Raw genomic sequence first — 23251 nt, forward strand, 5'->3', positions numbered from 1 at the left:
ACACTAGCCGGTCACGTGGCGTCGTCGAAGCCGTCCCGGCGTCGCGCCCCGTCACCGTCCGCCTCGCCCGCCGAGGGCAGCGCCTCGGCCGCGCCGACGGCCTCCGGGGTGTGGTCGAGGACCGACGCCTCGTCGTCGTCCAGCCCGGCATAGGGGTCGCGGCGGTTGCGCCGCCGGTCGTTGAGCAGCGAGAAGCCCACAGCGGCGAAGTAGAGCAGTACGATCGGCGCGGTGAGAGTGATCATGGTCAGCGGCTCGCCGCCGGGCGTGGCGACCGCCGCGAAGACAGCGATGCCGAGCACCATGGCCCGCCACCAGTGCAGCATGCGCTTCCCGGAGAGCACCCCGCTGAGGTTGAGCATCACCAGTATCAGGGGCAGCTCGAAGGCGAGACCGAAGACGACGACCATCCGCGTCACGATGTCGAGATAGTCGTCCACCCGGAGCAGGTTCTGGGCGTCCTCAGGGGTGAACTGCAGCAGCACCTGAGCGGTCTGCGGCATGATCTTGTACGCCAGGACGGCACCGCCGACGAAGAGCGGAGCACCCGCGCCGACGAACCACAGCGCGTACTTGCGCTCGTGCTGGTGCAGTCCCGGCGCGAGGAAGGCCCAGAGCTGGTAGAGCCAGACCGGCGTGGCGATGACCAGCCCGGACATCAGGGACACCTTGAGCGCGATGGTGAAGGGCCCCAGAAGGCCGTCGACCGTCAGCACGGCGCAGGCCTCACCGGTGTCGGTCCGTCCGGTGCCGTTCTCACAGCCCACGGAACTCAGCAACGGCTCCACGAGAAAGGAGACGATGTCCTTGTAGAAGAAGGCGCAGCCGATCGTGACGGCGAGGATCGCCAGCACCGCCTTGGTCAGGCGGTTGCGCAGCTCCCGCAGGTGCTCCGCGAGCGGCATCCGGCCCTCGGGGTCCCTCGGCGGCTTCTTACCCTTCGTGCGGGCGGACTTGAGCAACCCATGTCCTCGGTGTCAGTCGGGTCGGGTCGGGCAGGTCAGTTCTGCTGGGTCGACTGGTTGCTCGGCTCGCTCACGGGGCGGGAGCTGCCGACGTCGCCCGGCGCCGCCTGGATGGTCTTCGGAGCCGACTGCTGGGCGTTCGCCTGGCCGGAGTCCTTGTCGCCGTCGCCGCCCTCGCCGCCGTCCTTCTTCATGGCCTTGGCCTCGCTCTTGAGGATGCGGGCCGACTTGCCGAGGGAACGAGCCATGTCCGGGAGCTTCTTGGCGCCGAACAGCAGCAGGATGACAAGGAGGATCAGGACGATCTCCATGGGCCTCAGATTGCCGATCATGTGCCACTACCTTCTCGCCGAGGCGGCGTGAGTCCTTGCCTGCCGTGTGAATCGGACGGGCTGCGTCATGCTGACAGCGATCGTAACCCTGGGGAGTGAACGCGGGGCAATGCCCGTGCATACTCCCGGTACCCGACCCTGTGCGCAGAACGCAGCCCGTCCAGACTACCGCCCGGCGGACCGTGCGCAGGAGGCCGCGGCCTCCTCCAGCTCCTCGGCGGCCCGTGCGATCCGCTCCGAACTGTCGCCCACTGCGGCCGCGAACCGACGGACCTCCAAGCCCACCCGGACGGCGAGGACTCCGAGCACGGCGATTCCGCAGAAGGCGAGGGTGAGGAAGAACATGGGCCAGAGCATGGGCCGAGCCTAAGCCCTCCCGGGCCGGGCGGCGGAGGCGGACAGGCTGCCCGGCGGGTTCGGCCGGGTGCCGCCGCGGCGGCCGGTCCCCACGACGGCGGCGCGGATCCCGCCGGTGCCCGCCGCGCGGTCGCCCGCGGGGCGGGAGCCGCGAGGACGGCGCGGACCACGGGGCCTGCGCCGCACCTGCGCCCGCCACGGGGACCGCGCCTGGTCCCCCGCCACGGCCGTGCCTACTCCCCGTAGGCCGCCAGTGCCTGCCGGGCGGCCTCGCGGGCGCTCTCCGCGAGCTCCCGCGGGGAGGTGATGTGCCCGTCCGGACCGAGCCGGAGGGCCAGCCGCCGCAGCGACGCCGGGTCCGGGGTGCGCAGGGTGATCCGCAGGCCGCCGTCGGACAGTTCCTCGGCGCTGTCGTGCGGGTAGTACTCGGCGACCCAGCGGCCGCCCGGGCCCACCTCGACCACCACCTCGGGGTCCCCGGGCGCGGGCTGCACCAGCCCCGCGGACAGGTCCCGCGGCTCGATCGGCGGCGGGTCGGCCGGCTCCTCCAGCAGCCGGATCTCGGCGACCCGGTCCAGCCGGAACGTACGCCGGGCCTCGGTGCGGCGGCACCACGCCTCGACGTAGGTGTGCCCGACGGCGAACAGCCGGATGGGGTCGATCTCCCGCTCGGTGAGCTCGTCCCGCGCCGGCGAGTAGTAGCGCAGCCACAGCCGGCGGCGCTCGGCGATGGCCCGGTCCACGTCCGCGAAGACGCCGCCCTCGGACTCGAAGGTGACCGACAGCCGGGAGCTGGCGCCCGCCGTCTCCCCCGCGGCCGCCTCCAGCTTGGCGGTGGCCCGCAGCAGCGCGTCCCGGTCGCTCTCCCGCAGCCCGGGCAGCGTCGCCACCGCCCGGGCGGCGACCAGCAGCGCGATGGCCTCGTCGGCGGCGATGCGCAGCGGCTCGGCGACGTCGTCGGCGTTGCGCCACCAGATCCGCTCGCCGTCGGTGTCGATCTCCAGCAGGTCCCCGCCGCGGAAGCTGGTCCCGCACAGGGGCAGCACGTCCAGATCGGAGACCAGTTCGTCCACGGTGATGCCGAAGGCGCGGGCGACGTCCTCCACCCGGGCGCCGGGGCGGTCCCGCAGATAGGTCACCAGCGACAGCATCCGGCGGGTCTGGTCGATGGCGTTCGGCGCCATGGTCCTCTTCTCCCCCTCAGCCCTTGGCCACGGCCCGCAGCCGGTCCACGACCCCGGCCCGCAGCTCCGCGGGCTCCAGCACCACCACGTCCGGCCCGAACTCCACCAGCCAGGCGTCCAGCCCGTGGCCGTACGGGATCTCCAGCTCGTCCCAGCCGTCCGGCAGCTCACGCACCTCGCTCGCCCGGGCCCGCAGCGGATAGCCGGCGTCCCGGCGCAGCCGGATGCGGGCGGTGGCGGTGGCGCTCTCCCCCGCCCACCGCTCGACGGTCTCCCGGACCCGCACCTGGTCCGGTACCGGAGCGGTGAAGGCACCCGCGCGGGAACGCACCGGCCCGGTGATGCGGGAGAGGCGGAAGACCCGCTCGTCCCGCCGTTCCCGGTCGTAGCCGGCCAGATACCAGTGGCCGCGCCAGCACTCCAGGGTCCACGGTTCCACGCTGCGGCGCTCGGGGCGGGCCGCGTTGGACTTGCGGTAGTCGAACTGGACCGGGCGGCGGTCCCGGCACGCCAGCATCAGCGGCTCGAAGGCGGCCTCCCGCGCCGGGATCCGCGGCTCCAGGGCGCCGTACGGCTGGAGCCGCCCCGGCGACGCGGCGTCCTCGGCCTGCGGCATGCCACCGGCCGCACGCAGCTTGTGCAGCGCCCCGCTGGCGGCGCCGGCCAGCCGCGCCTGCTGCCACACCCGGGCGGCCAGGCCGAGCGCCGCGGCCTCCGCGGCGTCCAGGGTCACGGGCGGCAGGCGGTTGCTGTCCCGGCGGGCGAGATAGCCCGGCTCGCCCTCCAGGTTCTCCACGGTGTCGATGACGAGACCGAGCTCGCGCAGATCGTCCTTGTCCCGCTCGAACATGCGGTTGAAGGACTCGTCGCTCCCCGCCTCCAGATAGGCCTCGATGGAGCCGCGCAGCTCGCGCTTGGTGAGCGGGCGCCGGGCTCCCAGCAGGCACAGCGCCAGGTTCATCAGCCGCTCGGCCTTGGCAATCGCCATGGAACCCTTGCCCTCTCTCATTCTGCTCTCGGCAGTTGACCGTACCGCTCCGCGGCGCCGCCGCCAAAGCCGAGGACCCCCGCCGTGACGGCGGGGGTCCTCGCGCGGGTTCTCAGACCGCGACCAGGTCGCAGACGAAGATCAGCGTCTCGCCGGGCTTGATCCGGCCGCCGCCGGCCCCGGCGTCGCCGTAGGCCAGGTGCGGCGGGATGGTCAGACGGCGCCGGCCGCCCACCTTCATGCCCTGGACACCGCGGTCCCAGCCGGCGATGACCTGCCCGGCGCCGAGCTGGAACTGGAGCGGCTTGCCGCGGTTCCAGCTCGCGTCGAACTCCTCGCCGGTGGAGAAGGAGACCCCCACGTAGTGCACGGAGACCGTGTCCCCGGCGCTCGCCTCCGGCCCGTCGCCCTCCCAGAGGTCCTGGATCTCCAGGTCGGCCGGCGGCTCGCCCTCGGGGAAGTCGACCTCGGGCTTGTCGATGCTCACGAAACAGCTCCTACGAACGAAGGGTCCGGACAACCGTCCAAGTGTCGCAGACGGCGATCACCGGATCTGCATGATGTCCACGACCATCACGACGTCCGACGCCTGCTTCCGCTCCTCCTTCGGGAACTCGCCCTTCGGCACCACGAGCATCACCCGGCTCCCCTCGCGCTGCCCGGCCAGGCCCTTCTTCCAGCCCGGCATCCGGTCCACCGGGATCTCCTGCGGTCCGGAGGGCATCTGGGCCTGCGGGTTGCCGTTCCAGGTGTCGAGCATGGCCTTCGGGTTCTTCCACTCGACCACCTTGTAGTTGGCCAGCACCGTGTCCCCGGCGCCGACCTTCTCGCCGGTGCCGCGGATGACCGGCTTGCTCACCAGCTCCCCGGGGGCGTCCACGCCCTTCGGCACGGTGATCTCCGGCGCCTTGGCGTCGGTGTTGGTGCCCACCACCGGAAGGTTTTCGTCCTTCTGGGCGACCTTCTCCCCCTTGGGATTCATCGGCACCGACTCCTTGATGTCGATGACGAAGACCAGGGTGTCGCCCTTGCCGATGGCGCTGCCCTGCGGCGGGTTGTCCCCGTAGGCCATCTCCGGCGGGATGACGAGCTGCACCTTGCTGCCGACGTGCTTGCCGACCAGGCCCTTGTCCCAGCCCTCGACGACGCCGCCGACACCGATCGGGAAGCCCGAGGGCTTCTTCCGCTGGTAGCTGTCGTCGAAGGCCTTGCCCTCCCAGGTCTGCCCCACGTAGTGGGCGGTCAGGAAGTCCGCCTTCCGGACCTGCGGCCCGTCGCCCTTCTCGAGCACCTTGACCTTGAGCTTCCCGGGCGGGTCGCCCTTGCCCGCCTCGATCTCGGGCTTCTTGCCGTCCTCGCCCGAGACGGCGGGGACGGCGCCGGGCGCGGCGCCGTCGTCCTCACCGCCGCAGGCTGCGGCGGAGGCGATGAGCAGGGGTACGGCCAGGCCCGCGGTGAGGCGCCGGGCGGTGGTGGAGAGAGTCATGGTGGTCTACTCGCGGGGGTAGGGGGCGTCCGGAGTGTCCGGTGGTCCTGCCAGCCTACGGGCACGACCGGCCGCCCCCGCCCCGCACGACACGGAATCACATTCCCGCGATGAGCTTCTCCACCCGTTCGTCCACCGAGCGGAACGGGTCCTTGCACAGCACGGTGCGCTGCGCCTGGTCGTTCAGCTTCAGGTGCACCCAGTCCACCGTGAAGTCGCGACGCTGCTCCTGGGCACGCCGGATGAAGTCGCCGCGCAGCCGCGCCCGGGTGGTCTGCGGCGGCACCGACTTCCCCTCGAAGATCTTGAGGTCGTTGCAGATCCGGGCGGCCTGGCCCTTCCGTTCCAGCAGGTAGTACAGGCCGCGGCGGCGGTGGATGTCGTGGTACGCGAGATCTATCTGGGCGATCCGCGGATGGGACATCGTGATGTTGTTCCGGCTGCGGTAGCGGTCGAGCAGCTTGTACTTCATCACCCAGTCGATCTCGGTGTCGACCAGGTCCAGATTCTGGGTGCGCACCGCCTCCAGGGTGCGTCCCCACAGGTCCAGCACCCGCTCGACCATCCCGGTCCGGATGCCCCGGCGCTCGCAGAAGTCCTCGGCCTTCTCGTAGTACTCCTGCTGCACCTCCAGAGCGGAGGCCTCACGACCGCTGGCCAGCCGTACCTTGCGCTGGCCGGTCATGTCGTGGCTGACCTCCCGGATCGCCCGGATCGGGTTCTCCAGGGTGAGGTCCCGCATGACCGTGCCCGCCTCGATCATGCGCAGCACCAGATCGGTGGCGCCGACCTTGAGCAGCATGGTCGTCTCGGACATGTTCGAATCCCCGACGATGACGTGCAGCCGGCGGTAACGCTCCGCGTCCGCGTGCGGCTCGTCACGGGTGTTGATGATCGGCCGGGAGCGGGTGGTCGCGGAGCTGACCCCCTCCCAGATGTGCTCGGCCCGCTGGCTCACGCAGTAGACCGCGCCGCGCGGCGTCTGCAGCACCTTCCCCGCCCCGCACACGAGCTGACGCGTGACCAGGAAGGGGATGAGCACGTCGGCCAGCCGGGAGAACTCCCCGTGCCGGGCCACCAGGTAGTTCTCGTGGCAGCCGTAGGAGTTGCCCGCCGAGTCGGTGTTGTTCTTGAAGAGGTAGACGTCGCCCGCGATGCCCTCCTCGTGCAGGCGTCGTTCGGCGTCCACGAGCAGCCCCTCGAGGATGCGCTCCCCGGCCTTGTCGTGGGTGACGAGCTCGGTCACGCTGTCGCATTCGGGGGTCGCGTACTCGGGGTGCGAGCCCACGTCGAGGTAGAGGCGGGCGCCGTTGCGCAGGAAGACGTTGCTGCTGCGGCCCCATGACACGACCCGGCGGAAGAGGTACCGCGCCACCTCGTCCGGCGACAGCCGGCGCTGCCCCCGGAACGTACACGTGACGCCGTACTCGTTCTCCAGCCCGAAGATTCGGCGGTCCATGAGTGAACATTACGCCTGATGACCTGATCTGAAACCGGGTTCCGGGGCACGGTTCCGATCATTTTCCGGGTGCTCCTCCGAGCCCGCCACGGGAGCGGCCGGCCGGCCGGGACCCGCGGCGGAGGCGCTGAGGACCCGGGAGGTCGCCAGCAGCACCAGCAGCGCCGCGGTGCCGCCCGCTCCGGCCACGGCGAAGCCGGCCACCGTGCCGCCGGTCTCCAGCACGGGACCGACCACGGCCGTGCCCGCCGCCGCCCCCACGCCGAAGGTCGTCACCAGCCAGGAGAACGCCTCGGTCACCGTGCCGCGCGGGGCGTGCCGGTCGACGACCACGAAGGCGCAGGCCAGCGCGGGCGCGAGAAACAGCCCGGACACCCCGGCGAGCAGGGTCATCGCCGCCACCCCCGGTGCCAGCAGCAGCGGCCAGTACCCCAGCGCCAGCGCCGCGACCAGCAGCCGCAGCCGCCGCTCCGGCGGTCCCGGCCACAGCCGGGCGCCGTAGAGCAGCCCGCCCACCAGCGCCCCGGCGCCGAGCGCGGAGAGCAGGTAGCTGGAGATGAGGGCGTCACCGTGGGCGTCCGCGTAGGAGACCGCCGCCACCGCGATGGAGCCCAGTGCCAGCCCCACGAAGAAGAAGGCGCCGAGCAGGGCCAGCAGCCCGGCGGAGCGCAGGGCACCCAGCCAGTGCGCCTCGCGGGGCGCCGAACGCCAGCGGCGCGAGGGCGGCGAGACCACGACGGAGAGCGCGCCGAGCACGCCGAGGCCGTTGATCACCAGCAGCGCGGCCGCCTCGTTCCAGGCCGCCACCAGGACGGTGACCATCAGCGGCCCGACGGCGAACATCAGCTCCTGCGCCACCGCGTCCAGCGCATAGGCGGCGTGCACCCGGTCCTCCCGGCGCAGGACGCTGGGCCACAGGGCCCGCAGCCCGCCCTCCAGCGGCGGCGTGAAGAGCCCGGCGACCAGCACGGCCAGACAGGCCACGGGCAGCGGATCGGTGCCGGTCACCGCGAGCAGCCCCATGCCGAGCGCGGAGACCACCGCGGCGGGGAACATCACCCGGGGCTGGCCGTACAGGTCGACGGCCCGCCCCAGGGCCGGCTGACCGGCCGCGGTGGCCAGTCCGTAGACCGCCGAGAGCACCCCGGCGAGCGTGTAGCCGCCGCCCTCGGCACGCACGAAGAGCACGATCGCCAGGGCCGCGGTCGCGTTCGGCAGCCGGCCCAGCAGCGTCCCGGCCAGCAGCCGCATCGCGTGCTTGGCGCGCAGCAGTTCGAGATAGCCCGTCGCCACCCCTGGGCTCCTCTCCGCCGACCGGGTACGTCATACGTATAACGTGCTGGGTCATACGTACCATGTCCCCGGACCGCAGTCCACCGCGCACCCCGGCCGGCCGCGCACCGCGCCCCCGGCGCGGCGGCGCCCCGACCCGAGACGAGGACCCCATGGCAGGCGCGACGCGTGACGGCACGACGCGCCGCCCCACCAGCCGCGACGTCGCCCGCCGGGCCGGGGTGTCCCAGGCGACCGTCTCCCTGGTGCTCGGCGGGAAGTGGCAGGGCCGGGTCTCCGCACGCACCGCCGAAGAGGTACGCACCGCCGCCCGCGCCCTCGGCTACCGCCCCAACCTCGCCGCCCGCAGCCTCCGGACGGGCCGCACCCGCACCGCGCTGCTCGTCGTTCCCGCCCTGACCAGCGACTTCTTCGCCCGCGTACACACCGGCGCAGCCCGGGTCGCGTCCGCACACGACTTCGGCATGGTGCTGTACCCCTCCCCCGAGGGAGTGGACCCGGCGCCCGACCCCTTCGGCTCCGCCCGAGCGGCGCTGGACGGCGTGATCGCCTCCTCGATGGCCTCCGAGGCCCTGGCCGCGCTCGACGACCGCGGACTCCCCCTGGTCATGCTCGACAGCGACCCCGAAGGCTCCCGCGCCGCCGCCACCGTCAACCTCGACCTGGCGGACGGCATGCGGCGTACCGCCGCCCACCTGGTCTCCCTGGGCCACCGCCGCATCGCCCACCTGCCCGCCGCCGTCGGCTCCTGGACCTTCCGCGCCCGCGCCCGCGCCCTCGCCGACGCGCTGACCGGAACCGGCGCCCGCCTCGTCGCCGCCGAGCCCGCCGCGCTCAGCGTCGCCGACGGCCTGCGGGCCGCCACCCGTCTCCTCGCCGGCGACACCGCGCCCACGGCCCTCGTCTGCGACGACGACCTGCTCGCGGCCGGCGCCTGCAAGGCGGCCCGCCGCCTCGGGCTCCGCGTCCCGGACGACGTCTCCGTCACCGGCTTCGACGACCTCGCCCTGGCCACCACCGTGGAACCGGAACTCACCACCGTGCGGCTGCCCGCCGAACAGATCGGAGCCACCGGCATGCGGGCCCTGCTGGCCGTGCTGGAGGGGCGCCCGCCGCAGACCGCGGTGCTGCCGGTCGAGTTCGTCCCCCGCGGCTCCACGGGACCGCCGCCGGGCGGCCCCTGACCGGAGAGCTCCGTGCCCCGCCCGGCACACGGCCGGGCGGGGCACGGAGTGCGTTCTGCCGGGCGGCGGGCTACTCCTCGTCGCCGCCGGACTCCTCCTCGTCACCGGACCCCTTGCCGGCGGCGCCGGAGTCGCCGGCCTCCTCCTCCAGCAGCCGGGAGAGCCGCCTGCCGAGGACCCGCTTGAACTTCCGCTGCTGCGGCCGGGTCCGGTCCAGCACCGCGACCTCGAGCTGCTCCGCCGTCAGACTGCGCTCGCCGCCGTTGTTGTCCCGGGAGAGCGACTCCACCGCCAGCCGCAGGGCCTCGCCCAGGGACATGTCGTCCCGGTGCCGCTGGTCGAGGTAGCTGCCGATCTGATCGGAGTTCCCGCCGACGGCGACCGAGCCGTGCTCGTCCACGATCGAGCCGTCGTGCGGCAGCCGGTAGATCTGGTCCTCCTCGGGGGCGGACCCCACCTCCGCGACGATCAGCTCCACCTCGTACGGCTTCTCCGCGGCGCTGGAGAAGATGGTGCCGAGGGTCTGCGCATAGACGTTGGCCAGCCCGCGGGCCGTCACGTCGTCCCGGTCGTAGGTGTAGCCGCGCAGGTCCGCGTAGCGCACCCCGCCGATACGGAGATTCTCGAACTCGTTGTACTTCCCCACCGCCGCGAAGGCGATGCGGTCGTAGATCTCGCTGACCTTGTGCAGCGCCCGGGAGGGGTTCTCGGCGACGAACACGATGCCGTCGGCGTACTGCAACACGACCACGCTGCGCCCGCGCGCGATGCCCTTGCGGGCGTACTCGGCGCGGTCGGCCATGGCCTGCTGGGGTGAGACATAGAACGGCGTCGACACCGGCTATCCGTCCCTTTCTGTTCGCGGCGAGTGCTAGACGACCGGGGCCTGCGGCCCGTTGGGCTGCTGGAGACGGCCCTCGTGCACCGTCCGGGCGATCGCGGAGACCTCGTCCTCGGCAAGCTTGCGGTAGCCGTCCTCGGTGATCACCGCGACGATGGGGTAGATGCGCCGCGCCAGGTCCGGGCCGCCGGTGGCGGAGTCGTCGTCGGCCGCGTCGTACAGCGCCTGCACCACCACCGTGGCGGCCTGCTGCTCCGTCAGCTCCTCCCGGTACAGCTTCTTCAGCGCGCCCCGGGCGAAGACCGAACCGGACCCGACAGCCGCAAAGCCCGGCTCCTCGGAACGGCCACCCGTCACGTCGTAGGAGAAGATGCGGCCCTTCTCGCGGTCCACGTCGAACCCGGCGAAGAGCGGCACCACGGCGAGGCCCTGCAGCGCCATGCCGAGATTGCTGCGGATCATCGTGGAGAGGCGGTTCGCCTTGCCCTCCAGGGAGAGCTGCGAGCCCTCCACCTTCTCGAAGTGTTCCAGCTCGAGCTGGAACAGCTTCACCATCTCCACCGCGAGGCCGGCGGTGCCCGCGATGCCCACCGCCGAGTACTCGTCGGCGGGAAAGACCTTCTCGATGTCGCGCTGGGCGATGACGTTCCCCATGGTGGCCCGGCGGTCCCCCGCCAGCACCACGCCGCCGTCGAAGGACGCCGCCACGATCGTGGTGCCGTGCGGGGCCTCGACGGCGCCCTCCACGGGCGGCAGCGGGCGGCTGCCCGGGAGCTGCTCCGGTGCGTGCGCCGACAGGAAATCCATGAAGGACGACGAGCCAGGCGTCAGGAAGGCAGCAGGTAGACGCCCGGTGCTACGAGTTTCGGCTTCCACACGTTTCCTTCCGATAGGCGATGGCCCGCTGTATCACCTCGGGCCGGTCCTTGCAACTGCCCCAGAGCCACACTGCAGCTGAAGCACAGTACGCCACGGACCCTACCCGTGGCGTGGTGGTGATCCACATGCTTCCGGGCCGCTGCCGGCCCGCTCCCCGGCCCAGCGTCCCCCGTCCGCCCGGCGGCGCCGGGAGCACACGGAACCACCGCCGCGCACTCCCGGGACCGCATGGGGGCTCGCCTCACAAGCCCCTCCCCTGCACCTTGTCTTCTAAGGTGAACTCACTCTCCGCCCTTTTGAACGAAGGACCTCACGAAGTCCTCGGCGTTCTCCTCGAGCACGTCGTCGATCTCGTCCAGGACGGAGTCCACATCTTCCGACAGCGCCTCCTGGCGCTCCTTGACGTCCTCGGAGACCTGCGCCTCGGGCGCCTGCTCCTCGGTCTCCTCGGTCTGGCGGGTGGCCTTCTGCTGGCCGCCACCGCTGTCCTTGGTCGCCATTTCCCTCACCCCGCTCGGTTCGGTGTACGCGAGACGTACAAGATCAGACCCTACAAGCAGGGACTGACATCGGCTCCTCCTTTGGCTCAACGTCCGGGGGCCACCTCGGTGATTCCCGTATCCGGCACGGAATAGCCGCGAGGGAGGCGAGTGCCCCCCTCTCCCGGGGCTCACCCGCCCCGGGACGGCTCATCCGCCGGACAGCAGGCGCACCAGGTCCTCGGCGGAGCGGCACCGGTCCAGCAGCTCCTTGACATGGTTCCGGGTGCCGCGCAGCGGCTCCAGGGTGGGGACTCGTTGCAGGGAGTCACGACCCGGCAGGTCGAAGATCACCGAATCCCAGGAGGCGGCCGCGACGTCGTCCGCGTACTGCTCCAGACAGCGGCCGCGGAAGTAGGCCCGGGTGTCCTCCGGAGGCTTGCCCACCGCCCTGCGGACCTCCTCCTCACCCAGCAGCCGCTGGATGCGGCCGCGCTCTGCGAGGCGGTTGTAGAGGCCCTTGTCGGGGCGCACGTCGGCGTACTGGAGGTCCACCAGGTGGAGCCGGGGGGCGTCCCACTCCAGCCGGTCCCGGCGCCGGTACCCCTCCATCAGCTCCCGCTTGGCGACCCAGTCCAGCTCGCCGGCGAGGCTCATCGGGTCGTGCTCCAGGCGCCCGAGCACGTCCTCCCACCGGGCGAGGACGTCCTTGGTCTGCTCGTCGGCGTCGGCGCCCCAGCGGTCCTCGACGTACTTGCGGGCCAGCTCGAAGTACTCCATCTGGAGCTGGACACCGGTGAGTGTCCGGCCGTTGCGGAGCGTGATCAGCCGCTTGAGCGAGGGGTCGTGCGAGACCTGGTGCAGGGTGCGTACGGGCTGGTCGACGGCGAGGTCGACGGCGATGAAGCCGTCCTCGATCATGGACAGCACCAGCGCGGTGGTGCCGAGCTTGAGGTAGGTGGAGACCTCGGAGAGGTTGGCGTCCCCGATGATCACGTGCAGCCTGCGGTACTTCTCGGCGTCCGCGTGCGGCTCGTCGCGGGTGTTGATGATCGGGCGCTTGAGCGTGGTCTCCAGACCCACCTCGACCTCGAAGTAGTCCGCCCGCTGACTGAGCTGGAAGCCGTGCTCACTGCCGTCCTGCCCGAGACCCACCCGGCCGGCACCGCACATCACCTGGCGGGAGACGAAGAACGGGGTCAGGTGCCGCACGATGTCGGAGAACGGGGTCTCCCGCTTCATCAGGTAGTTCTCGTGCGTGCCGTAGGAGGCGCCCTTGTTGTCGGTGTTGTTCTTGTAGAGGTGGATGGGCTGGGAGCCGGGCACCTCGGCGGCGCGCTGGGCCGCCTCGGCCATGATCCGCTCGCCCGCCTTGTCCCACAGGACGGCGTCCCGCGGGTTGGTCACCTCGGGGGCGCTGTACTCGGGGTGGGCGTGGTCGACGTAGAGCCGGGCACCGTTGGTGAGGATCACGTTGGCCAGCCCGATGTCCTCGTCGGTGAGCTGGCTGGCGTCCGCGGCCTCCCGGGCCAGGTCAAAGCCCCGGGCGTCCCGCAGCGGGTTCTCCTCCTCGAAGTCCCACCGGGCACGTCGCGCCCGGTGCATCGCCGCCGCGTAGGCGTTGACGACCTGGGACGAGGTGAGCATGGCGTTGGCGTTCGGGTGGCCGGGGACGGAGATCCCGTACTCCGTCTCGATGCCCATTACTCGCCGTACGGTCATACGACCCTCCTTGCCCGGCGGCGGCCCGTCCGGAGGCCGCCGCTCCCGTCCCGCTGCCTGAATCGCTGGTGTGCGGTGCCGGGCCCCCGTGCACGGCCCTGGGCAGCGGTACCGACGAGCCTAGAACGCGGGGGCCCGGGTGGGCAGATCACTGGGGGGCTTCCTTCCGGACTGGCTGGGAAAACACCCGGCTGCGGGTCCCCGCGCCGGGGTGCCCGCAGCCGGTCCGTGTCGTCGCTACAGGTACTGGCCGGTGTTCGCCACCGTGTCGATGGAGCGCCCGGTGTCCGCGCCCTGCTTGCCGGTGACCAGGGTGCGGATGAAGACGATCCGCTCGCCCTTCTTGCCGGAGATACGGGCCCAGTCGTCCGGGTTGGTGGTGTTGGGGAGGTCCTCGTTCTCCTTGAACTCGTCCACGCAGGCCGCGAGGAGGTGGGAGACGCGGAGGCCCTTCTGGTTCTGGTCCAGGAACGCCTTGATGGCCATCTTCTTCGCCCGGTCCACGATGTTCTGGATCATCGCGCCGGAGTTGAAGTCCTTGAAGTAGAGCACTTCCTTGTCACCGTTGGCGTAGGTGACCTCCAGGAAGCGGTTCTCCTCCGATTCAGCGTACATCTGCTCGACGACCGACTGGATCATGCCGGCGACCGTGGCCTCGGGGTCCTGACCGTGCTCGGCGAGGTCGTCACTGTGCAGCGGCAGGGACGCGGTCAGGTACTTCGAGAAGATGTCCCGGGCGGCCTCGGCGTCGGGGCGCTCGATCTTGATCTTCACGTCGAGCCGGCCGGGCCGGAGGATGGCCGGGTCGATCATGTCCTCGCGGTTCGAGGCGCCGATGACGATCACGTTCTCCAGCCCCTCGACGCCGTCGATCTCGGAGAGGAGCTGGGGGACGATGGTGTTCTCCACGTCCGAGCTGACGCCGGAGCCACGGGTGCGGAAGAGGGAGTCCATCTCGTCGAAGAAGACGATGACGGGCGTGCCCTCGCTCGCCTTCTCCCGGGCCCGCTGGAAGACCAGCCTGATGTGGCGCTCGGTCTCGCCGACGTACTTGTTGAGCAGCTCGGGGCCCTTGATGTTCAGGAAGTAGCTCTTGCCCTGGGGCTTGCCGGTGACCTCGGCGACCTTCTTCGCCAGGGAGTTGGCGACCGCCTTGGCGATCAGGGTCTTGCCGCAGCCGGGCGGGCCGTAGAGGAGGACGCCCTTGGGCGGGCGGAGTTCGTGCTCCTTGAAGACGTCCGGGTGGAGGTAGGGCAGCTCGACGGCGTCGCGGATCATCTCGATCTGGCCGCCCAGGCCGCCGATCTTGTTGTAGTCGATGTCCGGGACCTCTTCGAGGACCAGCTCCTCGACCTCGCTCTTCGGGATGATCTCGTAGACGTATCCCGAGCGGGACTCCAGCAGCAGCGCGTCGCCGGCCCGGAGGGTGGCGTCCAGCAGCGGCTCGGCGAGCCGCACCACGCGCTCCTCGTCCGTGTGGCCGACGACCAGGGCCCGCTCGCCGTCCTCGAGGACCTCCTTGAGCGTGACGATGTCACCGGAGCGCTCGAACTGCATGGCCTCGACCACGTTGAGCGCCTCGTTGAGCATGACCTCCTGGCCTCGCCGCAGCTCCTCGAGCTCGACGCTGGGGCTGACGTTCACGCGGAGCTTACGCCCACCGGTGAAGATGTCGGCCGTGCCGTCCTCGTTCGCCTGCAGAAACACTCCGAAGCCGGCCGGTGGCTGTGCGAGCCGGTCGACCTCTTCCTTGAGGGCCACGATCTGGTCCCGGGCCTCGCGGAGCGTGCCGGCGAGCCGCTCGTTCTGGGCGGACACGCCGGCCAGGTTGGTCTGCAGCTCGACGATCCGCTCCTCGAGAATCCGAGTATGCCGCGGAGAGTCGGCGAGCTTGCGGCGCAGGACGGCGATTTCCTGCTCGAGATAGGCGACCTGACCGGACGGGTCGTCGGAGTCGCGACCCGGCCGGATGCCGCGGTTCGTGTCGTCGTCGTGGGCTGCCACGGTCCTCACCTCCTCCAGGGGGAGCTGGACGCTTCCTGACCCTACCTGCACGAGTACGGGTTGAAACCCCTAGATCACAAAGACGGTAGCGGTGTGTCCGATCTTCACCCTTGCGCACTCCCTCACGCCCTGGGAATACCCACCCCCAAACGCCGGGAAGCGAGCGGTTGTATGGTCGAACGGGTCAACACCCGTCAGGGGTGGCACTATTTCGTCACGAGCGCAGGAACGGCAGGCGGCAGGATGAGCACCGGGAACGAAGCTCTCGAGGTCTGGATCGACCAGGACCTGTGCACCGGGGACGGCATCTGCGCACAGTACGCGCCGGAGGTGTTCGAGCTGGACATCGACGGTCTCGCGTATGTCAAGAGCCCCGAGGACGAACTGCTGCAGGACGAGGGGGCCACCACGCCGGTGCCGCTGCCGCTGCTGCAGGACGTGCGGGCCTCCGCGCAGGAGTGCCCGGGAGACTGCATCCACGTCCGCAGGGTTTCGGACAAAGTCGAGGTGTACGGCCCGGAAGCGGACTGACCGCGTCGCGCCCCGGACACGGGGAGTCACCAGGGCGCTGCCCACCGTGGCTCCGGCGAGGTGACCGCGACGGCGTTCCGCAGCGGCGGCCCCACCGGGGCCGGCCGGTCAGGCCGGCTGGACGCTCCCGGCCACCGGGCCGGGGACCAGGACGAAGGTCCCGTCCCGCCACTCCCAGGTCACCTTCCGCTGCTGGTCGGGGCAGCAGCGCGGCACGTCGGGCGAGGAGTAGCCGAGCAGCGTCGCGGCGATCACGCCGGGCCCGCGGGCACCGACGGTGAAGTCGCCGGCGTTCATGCCCTCGCGGGGTGAGAGCAGGGTTTCCGCCACCCGCGGCGGGGCGTCCGCGGTGGCGGCGTGGGTCAGGACGAAGATCCCGGCGGGCGGGGTGCCGATGCCGGTACGGCAGCGGACCACGGCCACGGTCTCGGCGCGGCCCTCGCCGTCGAAGTCGGCGGAGCCGCTGTCCAGCACGTCGACGGCGTGTTTCGTGCGCCCTCCGCAGTCGACCGGGTACCGGGCCTGTGCCGGGTCCGGGGCCTCGGCGCGGGCGGCCCCGGTGCCGCCCGCGGGGTCCGCGGAGGCGGGCGGCTGGACGGCGGCGGCGAGGCCGAGGACGCCGGCCAGGGCGGCGGCTGTCCCGGCCCAGTGCAGGGGGCGGGTGCGGGTGTGCGGGAGGGCCGGGGCTACCGGGGGCTGCACGCGGAGTGTCTCCTGTGACTGCTGGGGTGGCGGGGGTGCCCAGCATCGTGCCATACGTCACATCGCGACGGAACGCCCGGGTGCCGCCGTTCCCACGGACGGACGGCGCCCCGGCAGCGCGGCCCTGTCACGGGCGGGCCGCCCGAGCCCGGGCGGGCCCGGACGGGCCGGGTGGCGCCGCCCGGGCCCGCCCGGGGACTGTCGTCGTCGGGAACTCGCTAGCGGGAGCCGCTGCCCGGGCCGGTGTAGTCCTCGCCGTAGGCGCCCTTGGCCGGCCTGCGGCGGCGCAGCGGCGGCTGGACGCCGTCGGCGAGCCGGCGAGCGGTGAGGAGGAAGCCGGTGTGGCCGATCATCCGGTGGTCGGGCCGGACGGCCAGGCCCTCGATGTGCCAGTTGCGGACCATGGTCTCCCAGGCCTGCGGCTCGTTGAAGGTGCCGTGCTCGCGGATGGCCTCGACGGTGCGGGCCAACTGGGTGGTGGTGGCCACGTAGGCGCAGAGGATGCCGCCGGGCACCAGGGCCTTGGAGACGGCGTCCAGGCACTCCCAGGGGGCCAGCATGTCCAGGATGACCCGGTCGACGTCGGGGTCGGAGAGACTGTCCTGGAGGTCGCCGACGGTCAGGGTCCAGGCGGGGTGGGGGCCGCCGAAGTAGCGCTGGACGTTCTGCTCGGCGATCTCCGCGAAGTCCGCACGCCGCTCGTAGGAGTGGAGCATGCCCTGGTCGCCGATGGCGCGGAGCAGGAAGGTGCTGAGCGAGCCGGAGCCGACACCGGCCTCGACCACGCGGGCGCCGGGGAAGATGTCGGCCATCGCCAGCACCTGGCCGGCGTCCTTGGGGTAGACGACGGCTGCGCCGCGCGGCATGGACAGGACGTAGTCGGGGAGCAGGGGGCGCAGCGCGAGGTACGCGACGTTTCCGGTGGTACGGACGACACTGCCCTCGGGAGCGCCGATCAGCTCGTCGTGCGGGAAGGCGCCCTTGTGGGTGTGGAAGCTCTTCCCGGCCTCGAGCGTGATCGTGTAGTGGCGTCCCTTGGGGTCGGTGAGCTGGACCTGGTCCCCGACCTTGAAGGGCCCGCGACGGCGGGCTGCACCGGTCGGTTCGGACATGTCTCCAGCGTAGCGGTGCCCGGCGGGGGCCTACGACGCGGGCTTGGCCATGGCCGCGACGAAGGCCTTCTCCACGTCGCCGGTGGACAGCACGCCGTAGACCTCGCCGGTGTCCTCGACGACGAGGTACTCGGTGGCGGGGGTGGCGCGCAGGTGGTCGAGGAGGTCCTCGCCGGCGAGCTCGGCCGGCACCCGCATGCCCTCGGTAATGTCCTGCGCGAGGGACCCGGCGGCCACCCAGGGGCGGCGGTGCTCGGGGACGCCGGCGATCGCGGCCTCCCGGACGAGGGAGACGGGGGCGCCGCGGCCGTCCACCACGACGAGGGCCCGGGCGCCGGCCTCGTTGGCACGGCGCAACGCCTCGGAGAGCGGAGTGCCGGACTCCACCGGTACGGCGCGGCGGGTGAGGACCCGGGCGCGCAGCTGCGGCAGGTGTTCGCGGAGCCGGGCCATGCGGAGGCTGTTGCCGGCCCCGGTCCAGATGATGGCGGCCAGGATGGCGGCGAGCAGCGCGTCGGTGAGGGTGTCGAGGCCGCCGGCGCCCTCGTCGGTGAAGCCGCCTGCGTGGGTGGCGAGGGGGAGGCCGACGAGGACGGCGACGGCGAGGGCCCGGCCGGTCCAGGCGGCGGCGACCGTTCCCGCCATGGGGCGGCCGCTGATCTTCCAGACCACGGCGCGGAGCATGCGGCCGCCGTCCAGCGGGAGGCCGGGGAGCAGGTTGAAGACCGCCACGATGAGGTTGGAGATCATCAGTCCGGCGAGCAGCACGCCGGGTACCGTCCCGGGCTCGACGGCCTGCATGCCGGCGTAGAAGACCCCGGCCAGCACCAGGGAGAGCAGGGGCCCGACGAAGGCGAGCACGAACTCCCTGCCGGGCGTCTCGGACTCCTTCTCGATCTCGGAGACGCCGCCGAAGAACTGGAGCTGGATGCGGCGCACCGGCAGCTTGAAGCGGAGCGCGGCGATGGTGTGGGCCAGCTCGTGGACGAGTACCGAGGCGTAGAAGGCGACGGCGAAGAAGAGCGCGATGAGGTAGCGCGCGCCGCCGAGCTCGGGCAGCACCCGGTCGAGCTGGCCGCCGAAGACCCAGGTGATGAGTGCGGCGACGAGGAACCAGCTCGGCGCCACGTAGACGGGTACGCCGAAGGGGCGGCCCATCAGCAGGCCGCCGCCTCTCCCCCGGAGCCGGGTGGGGCGGCGCGGTGCGCCGCCGTGCCCTGGGCCGTCCGGGTCCGGGGAGCCGCCGCGCGGCTCGCCCTCGCTGTCCGTGTCCGCCACGGGATCCCCTCTGCCGCACTGCCCGCGCCCCCCGCTGGTCCGGGACCTTCGTGATCATGCCGTGCGGGCTTCCGACGTCGATGGTATGCGCCCCGGTGTCGGTGACGGGTCGTAGGGTCGTGCACCATGAGAAGTACCGCCGCCACTCCACCGGACTCGCTGTCGCCTTCGCGCGCCGGCGACTTCCTGCAGTGTCCCCTGCTGTACCGCTTCCGGGTGATCGACAAACTGCCGGAGAAGCCGTCTCCCGCGGCGACTCGCGGCACGGTGGTGCATGCGGTGCTGGAGCGGCTCTTCGACGCGCCGGCGGCGGAGCGGAGCGCGCCGCGGGCGCGGGCGATGGTGGCGGTGGAGTGGGAGCGGCTGCTGGCGCGGCGTCCGGAGCTGGCCGAGCTGTTCGCGGAGGACTCCCCGGACGGCGCCCGGCTGGCGACGTGGCTGGCGGAGGCGGAGGCGCTGGTCGAGCGGTGGTTCACGCTGGAGGATCCGGCGCGGCTGGAGCCGGCCGAGCGGGAGCTGTTCGTGGAGGCGCGGCTGGAGTCGGGGCTGCGGCTGCGCGGGGTGATCGACCGGATCGACGTGGCGCCGACGGGCGAGGTGCGGATCGTCGACTACAAGACGGGCCGTGCGCCGCGTCCGGAGTACGCCGCGGAGGCACTCTTCCAGATGAAGTTCTACGCCCTGATGCTGTGGCGGCTGCGTGGCTCGGTGCCGCGCCGGCTCCAGCTCGTCTATCTGGGGAGCGGGGACGTGCTGACGTACGACCCGGACGAGGCGGGTCTGCGGGCGGTGGAGCGGAAGCTGCTGGCGCTGTGGGACGCGATCCGGCGGGCGACGGAGAGCGGGGACTGGCGGCCGCGACCGGGCCGGCTGTGCGACTGGTGCGACCATCAGGCGCACTGTCCGGAGTTCGGCGGCACTCCCCCGCCGTATCCGCTGACGGTGCAGCCGCGGCTGCCGGAGCCGCGGAGCCCGGGCGGGTCGGGTGCCGGGGGGTAGGCGAGAATGAGGCGCGTGCCTGACCGCCTCCAGTGAAGGAGATTCCGTGGCAATCCGCGTCTTGCTGGTGGACGACCAGCCGCTGCTGCGCACCGGCTTCCGGATGATTCTGGAGGCGGAGAGCGACATCGCCGTGGTCGGCGAGGCCGGTGACGGGCTGCAGGCCCTGGATCAGGTGCGGGCGCTCCAGCCCGATGTGGTGCTGATGGACATCCGGATGCCCCGGATGGACGGGGTGGAGGCGACGCGGCAGATCACCGGTCCGGCCAAGGACGGCCCGGCCAAGGTCCTGGTGCTGACCACCTTCGACCTGGACGAGTACGTGGTGGAGGCGCTGCGGGCGGGGGCGAGCGGTTTCCTGCTGAAGGACGCGCCCGCCGGGGAGCTGGTGCAGGCCATCCGGGTGGTCGCGGCGGGTGACGCGATGCTGGCGCCCTCGATCACGCGGCGGCTGCTGGACAAGTACGCGGGCCGCCTGCCGTCGGGTGAGGAGCCGGTGCCGGACACGCTGAACACCCTCACGGAGCGTGAGGTGGAGGTGCTGAAGCTGGTGGCGCGGGGCCTGTCGAACGCCGAGATCGCGGCGGACCTGTTCGTGAGCGAGACGACGGTCAAGACCCATGTGGGGCATGTGCTGACGAAGCTGGGCCTGCGGGACCGGGTGCAGGCGGCGGTGTACGCCTACGAGAGCGGCCTGGTGCGGCCGGGCGCGCACTGAGGCGCCCGGCCGCCGGGCCGCGCGGCCGTCAGCCCTGGACGCCGCGTCCCAGCTCCCAGAGCTGGAGCACCGAGGCGGAGTTGAGGGCCCATTCCACGCCGGTGATGTCCTCGCGGGCGGCGAGGTACTGCTTGCCCTGCCAGAGCGGCAGCAGCGGCACGTCCCGGGCGAGGATGTCCTGCGCCCGGCCGAAGGCGGCGGCGCTGGCGGCGCGGTTGGTCTCGCGGCGGGTGCGGGGGATGACGTCCTCGCGGATCTCCTCGCTGACGTAGGGCAGCTTGAGGAAGTTGTCCTCCGCGAGGAAGGGTGCGATGAAGTTGTCCGCGTCGGGGAAGTCGGGGAACCAGCCGAAGCCGTACACCTCGTACGCGCCCTCGGCGGCGGCCGGGCGGTACTCCTTCCAGGGGACGCCCTGGATGTCGGTGTCGAACAGTCCGGTGGCGTCGAGCTGGGTACGCAGCGCCTCGAACTCGTCGCGGGTGACGGCGCCGTAGTGGTCCGTGGTGTAGTGCAGGGTGAGTTTCACGGGGGTCTCGACGCCCGCCTCCTCCAGCAGTTCGCGGGCGGCGGCGGGGTCGGGCTCGCCGTACTCGTTGAAGAAGGAGTTCCGGTGGCCGACGAGGCCGCTGGGCACCATGGAGTAGAGGGGCTCGGCGGTGCGCCGGTAGACGTCGCGCACGAGCGCCTTGCGGTCGACCACCTGGGCCATGGCGGCGCGTACGGCCCGCTGCCCGGCGGTGGAGCGGCTGGTGTCGAAGACGAGGTAACGGATCTCCTGGCCGGGCGACTCGACCAGTTCGATGGCGTCGTCGTCGTTGTTCCGCAGGCGCACCACCTGCTCCGGGGAGATCGAGCGGCTCATCACGTCGATACCGCCGTCGCGGAGCGCCTTCTCCATGGTGCGGGAGGAGTCGAAGAAGCGGAGCTCGATGCGGTCGTTGCGGACATCGAGGGTGCCCTCGTAGTCCTCGTTGCGGGCGAGGACGGCGCGGCCGGCCTCCTCGTCGAAGGAGTCGATGCGGTAGGGGCCGGAGCCGGCGATCTCGTAGCCCTCGCGGAAGCTCTTCCGCGGGTAGCTCTCGCTGTCCAGGATCGCGGCGGCGGGGGTGGCGAGCTTGTACGGGAACGTCGCGTCGGGCTTCCTGAGGTGGAAGACCACCTCGGTGTCGCTGGTGGCCTGCACCCGGTCGATGTTGCTGAGCAGCGAGGCGGGGCCGAGTTCGAAGCCTATGTCGAGCATGCGGCGCACGGAGAACTCGACGTCCTCCGCGGTGAGGTCATGCCCGTTGGAGAAGGTCAGGCCCTCGCGCAGGGTGCAGCGGTACTGCTCGCCCACCTCGTCGGTGAACTCGCACTTCTCCGCGGCCTCCATCTCCGGTTCGGTTCCGGAGCGCGGCGGGCGTACCAGCGTCTGGAAGGTGTTGCGCATGATGTTCCAGGCGCTGACGTCGTATCCGGCGGCCGGGTCGAAGGGTGCCGGGCTGTCCTCGGTGACCGCGAACGTGTCCGTGGTGCCCACGACGATGGCGTCTCCGCCGGAGGCACCGCCGGAGGTGCCTCCGCAGGCGGCGAGTGCCGGTGCGAGCAGTCCCGCCAGGGCAGGCAGCACCAGGGTCTTTCTGTTCATGGTCGGTGGTCTCCCTCGTCCGGCCGGGGTTGGAGCGGAGTGCGCGGCCGGGAAGCAGACATTAGTGGCTGCACGGTGTGATACCCGATCAGGCCCCCGTGAACGGAGCGCACATCTCCGATAACCAGGAGCGACACTCCGTTATGCGGACGCGGCGACACACCGCCCCGTTGTCCCGCAATCCGGGCGGCGGCCGTGACGGAGCGGGCCCTTCCGTGGCCGGACGGGCCTGCCGGGGTCCGCTGCCGAGCGGCCCCGGGGTGAGAAACCTCACCCGGTCAACTTCCGGGCAGGCCGGGTGATTCCGGTGCGTCTCCGGCGGGCGGGCCTCAGTCGGCGGGCGCCGGCGGATGCACGACGCTCATCAGGGAGCGCAGGAAGGGAAGGTCGACGTCCTCCAGGGAATCCACCACGGTGCGGCCCCGGGCCGGCTCGATGGGCGCCACGGAGGGGACGGCCACCACCCGGCAGCCGGCCGCCTCCGCGGAGGCCACCCCGGTGGCGGTGTCCTCGACCACGGCGCAGCGCGCCGGGTCGGCCGCCAGCCGGGTGGCGGCGGTGAGGTACGGGTCCGGGTGCGGCTTGGTGCGCTCCAGCTCGTCACCGGCCAGCGTGAGGGCGAAGTGCTGCGGGCCGAGCGAGAGCAGCATGCGGTCGATGACCGTCCGGTGCGAGGCGGAGACCAGGGCGGTCGGCACCCGGTGCGCGGCCAGTTCGGCCAGCAGCCGGCGGGCGCCCGGCATCAGCGGGACGCCCTGAGCGAGACGGGCGGTGAACTTCTCGTTGAGCAGCACGGTCAGCTCGCCCAGGCTGATGTCGGCGGAGGTGACCTCCAGCAGGAAGCCGGCGCTGCGCGTCATGGGCCCGCCCACGACGACATGACGCCATGACTCGTCCAGGGTGTGCCCCAGCTCGGCGAAGACCTCGACCTCCGCGTCCCACCAGGTCCCCTCGGTGTCCACGAGGGTGCCGTCCATGTCCAGCAGTACGGCCTGGAGATCCTGGCCATCCGCCGTTCGGGTGAGGGGGGCGGGGAGGGAACTGGTCATCCGCGTACGCCTCCTTACAGGGACGAGAAGGCCGGCCGCCCCTCACCAGGAAGGGACGACCG

At 71.9% G+C, this 23251-nt stretch carries 24 protein-coding genes; 4 read left to right on the forward strand and 20 right to left on the reverse strand.

The genetic code is table 11. The features are described from left to right. Positions 1-11 precede the first annotated feature (11 nt). The 9 genes from tatC to HOY81_RS08985 form a co-directional block, all read right to left on the reverse strand. Positions 12-962, reverse strand: coding sequence for a twin-arginine translocase subunit TatC (gene tatC / locus HOY81_RS08945; protein WP_237319711.1), 951 nt, complete (start codon positions 960-962; stop codon positions 12-14). 38 nt (positions 963-1000) lie between these two features. Continuing rightward, a complete protein-coding gene (tatA, locus tag HOY81_RS08950; protein ID WP_237319712.1) occupies positions 1001-1297 on the reverse strand; it encodes a Sec-independent protein translocase subunit TatA in 297 nt (98 codons plus the stop codon). Between the two features lie 165 nt (positions 1298-1462). Further along, positions 1463-1654 (reverse strand): hypothetical protein, encoded by a 192-nt coding sequence (locus HOY81_RS08955; protein ID WP_237319713.1) that lies wholly within the window; start codon positions 1652-1654, stop codon positions 1463-1465. 233 nt (positions 1655-1887) lie between these two features. Beyond that, positions 1888-2838 (reverse strand): YafY family protein, encoded by a 951-nt coding sequence (locus tag HOY81_RS08960; protein ID WP_237319714.1) that lies wholly within the window; start codon positions 2836-2838, stop codon positions 1888-1890. A 16-nt stretch (positions 2839-2854) separates the two neighbouring features. Then, positions 2855-3826 carry a YafY family protein gene (locus tag HOY81_RS08965; RefSeq protein ID WP_237319715.1) on the reverse strand — a complete coding sequence of 324 codons (972 nt, stop codon included), beginning with the start codon at positions 3824-3826 and terminating at the stop codon, positions 2855-2857. Positions 3827-3938: 112 nt separating this feature from the next. Further along, a complete protein-coding gene (locus HOY81_RS08970) occupies positions 3939-4313 on the reverse strand; it encodes an FKBP-type peptidyl-prolyl cis-trans isomerase (RefSeq protein WP_237319716.1) in 375 nt (124 codons plus the stop codon). 57 nt (positions 4314-4370) lie between these two features. Further along, entirely contained in the window at positions 4371-5312 is a 942-nt protein-coding gene (locus HOY81_RS08975; protein WP_237319717.1) for an FKBP-type peptidyl-prolyl cis-trans isomerase, read from the reverse strand. Positions 5313-5409: 97 nt separating this feature from the next. Then, positions 5410-6771: a Pup--protein ligase gene (gene pafA / locus HOY81_RS08980; RefSeq protein WP_237319718.1), complete on the reverse strand. Its 1362-nt coding sequence runs from the start codon at positions 6769-6771 to the stop codon at positions 5410-5412. Between the two features lie 9 nt (positions 6772-6780). Continuing rightward, positions 6781-8064: an MFS transporter gene (locus HOY81_RS08985; protein ID WP_237319719.1), complete on the reverse strand. Its 1284-nt coding sequence runs from the start codon at positions 8062-8064 to the stop codon at positions 6781-6783. Between the two features lie 152 nt (positions 8065-8216). Between HOY81_RS08985 and HOY81_RS08990 the strand changes: the two genes are divergently transcribed. Next, positions 8217-9248, forward strand: a complete 1032-nt coding sequence (locus HOY81_RS08990; protein WP_237319720.1) for a LacI family DNA-binding transcriptional regulator — start codon at positions 8217-8219, stop codon at positions 9246-9248. A 70-nt stretch (positions 9249-9318) separates the two neighbouring features. Here the strand turns inward: HOY81_RS08990 and prcA are convergent, their stop codons facing one another. The 6 genes from prcA to arc all read right to left on the reverse strand — a co-directional run bounded on the left by prcA (position 9319) and on the right by arc (position 15173). Then, entirely contained in the window at positions 9319-10086 is a 768-nt protein-coding gene (gene prcA / locus HOY81_RS08995) for a proteasome subunit alpha (protein ID WP_237319721.1), read from the reverse strand. Positions 10087-10119: 33 nt separating this feature from the next. Beyond that, positions 10120-10965, reverse strand: a complete 846-nt coding sequence (gene prcB / locus HOY81_RS09000) for a proteasome subunit beta (RefSeq protein ID WP_237319722.1) — start codon at positions 10963-10965, stop codon at positions 10120-10122. Next, positions 10917-11198, reverse strand: a complete 282-nt coding sequence (locus HOY81_RS27325) for an endonuclease domain-containing protein (protein WP_272892558.1) — start codon at positions 11196-11198, stop codon at positions 10917-10919. The genes prcB and HOY81_RS27325 overlap by 49 nt, the downstream gene beginning before the upstream one ends. Before the next feature lie 51 nt (positions 11199-11249). After that, complete coding sequence (locus tag HOY81_RS09005; protein ID WP_237319723.1) at positions 11250-11468, reverse strand: ubiquitin-like protein Pup; 219 nt, start codon at positions 11466-11468, stop codon at positions 11250-11252. A gap of 189 nt (positions 11469-11657) precedes the next feature. Continuing rightward, positions 11658-13169, reverse strand: coding sequence for a depupylase/deamidase Dop (dop, locus tag HOY81_RS09010; RefSeq protein WP_368857736.1), 1512 nt, complete (start codon positions 13167-13169; stop codon positions 11658-11660). A gap of 237 nt (positions 13170-13406) precedes the next feature. Beyond that, positions 13407-15173, reverse strand: a complete 1767-nt coding sequence (gene arc, locus HOY81_RS09015; protein ID WP_237319724.1) for a proteasome ATPase — start codon at positions 15171-15173, stop codon at positions 13407-13409. Positions 15174-15416: 243 nt separating this feature from the next. Between arc and HOY81_RS09020 the strand changes: the two genes are divergently transcribed. Further along, positions 15417-15704, forward strand: coding sequence for a ferredoxin (locus HOY81_RS09020; protein ID WP_237319725.1), 288 nt, complete (start codon positions 15417-15419; stop codon positions 15702-15704). A gap of 108 nt (positions 15705-15812) precedes the next feature. Here HOY81_RS09020 and HOY81_RS09025 read toward each other — a convergent pair whose 3' ends face one another. The 3 genes from HOY81_RS09025 to HOY81_RS09035 form a co-directional block, all read right to left on the reverse strand. Continuing rightward, entirely contained in the window at positions 15813-16406 is a 594-nt protein-coding gene (locus HOY81_RS09025; protein ID WP_237319726.1) for a hypothetical protein, read from the reverse strand. Positions 16407-16624: 218 nt separating this feature from the next. Next, entirely contained in the window at positions 16625-17518 is an 894-nt protein-coding gene (locus tag HOY81_RS09030) for a tRNA (adenine-N1)-methyltransferase (RefSeq protein ID WP_237319727.1), read from the reverse strand. Positions 17519-17548: 30 nt separating this feature from the next. Next, on the reverse strand, positions 17549-18796 hold the full coding sequence (locus HOY81_RS09035) for a site-2 protease family protein (RefSeq protein WP_237319728.1): 1248 nt from the start codon (positions 18794-18796) through the stop codon (positions 17549-17551). 126 nt (positions 18797-18922) lie between these two features. Between HOY81_RS09035 and HOY81_RS09040 the strand changes: the two genes are divergently transcribed. Both HOY81_RS09040 and HOY81_RS09045 read left to right on the forward strand, forming a co-directional pair. Continuing rightward, positions 18923-19795 carry a RecB family exonuclease gene (locus HOY81_RS09040; protein ID WP_237319729.1) on the forward strand — a complete coding sequence of 291 codons (873 nt, stop codon included), beginning with the start codon at positions 18923-18925 and terminating at the stop codon, positions 19793-19795. A gap of 46 nt (positions 19796-19841) precedes the next feature. Next, positions 19842-20513: a response regulator transcription factor gene (locus HOY81_RS09045; RefSeq protein WP_237319730.1), complete on the forward strand. Its 672-nt coding sequence runs from the start codon at positions 19842-19844 to the stop codon at positions 20511-20513. Between the two features lie 28 nt (positions 20514-20541). Here HOY81_RS09045 and HOY81_RS09050 read toward each other — a convergent pair whose 3' ends face one another. Both HOY81_RS09050 and HOY81_RS09055 read right to left on the reverse strand, forming a co-directional pair. Then, complete coding sequence (locus HOY81_RS09050; protein WP_237319731.1) at positions 20542-22140, reverse strand: ABC transporter substrate-binding protein; 1599 nt, start codon at positions 22138-22140, stop codon at positions 20542-20544. Positions 22141-22469: 329 nt separating this feature from the next. Further along, positions 22470-23189 carry an HAD family phosphatase gene (locus HOY81_RS09055; RefSeq protein WP_237319732.1) on the reverse strand — a complete coding sequence of 240 codons (720 nt, stop codon included), beginning with the start codon at positions 23187-23189 and terminating at the stop codon, positions 22470-22472. Between the last annotated feature and the right edge of the window lie 62 nt (positions 23190-23251).

Origin of the sequence: Streptomyces sp. JJ36, from assembly GCF_021696945.1 — a bacterium.
Classification (GTDB): domain Bacteria; phylum Actinomycetota; class Actinomycetes; order Streptomycetales; family Streptomycetaceae; genus Streptomyces.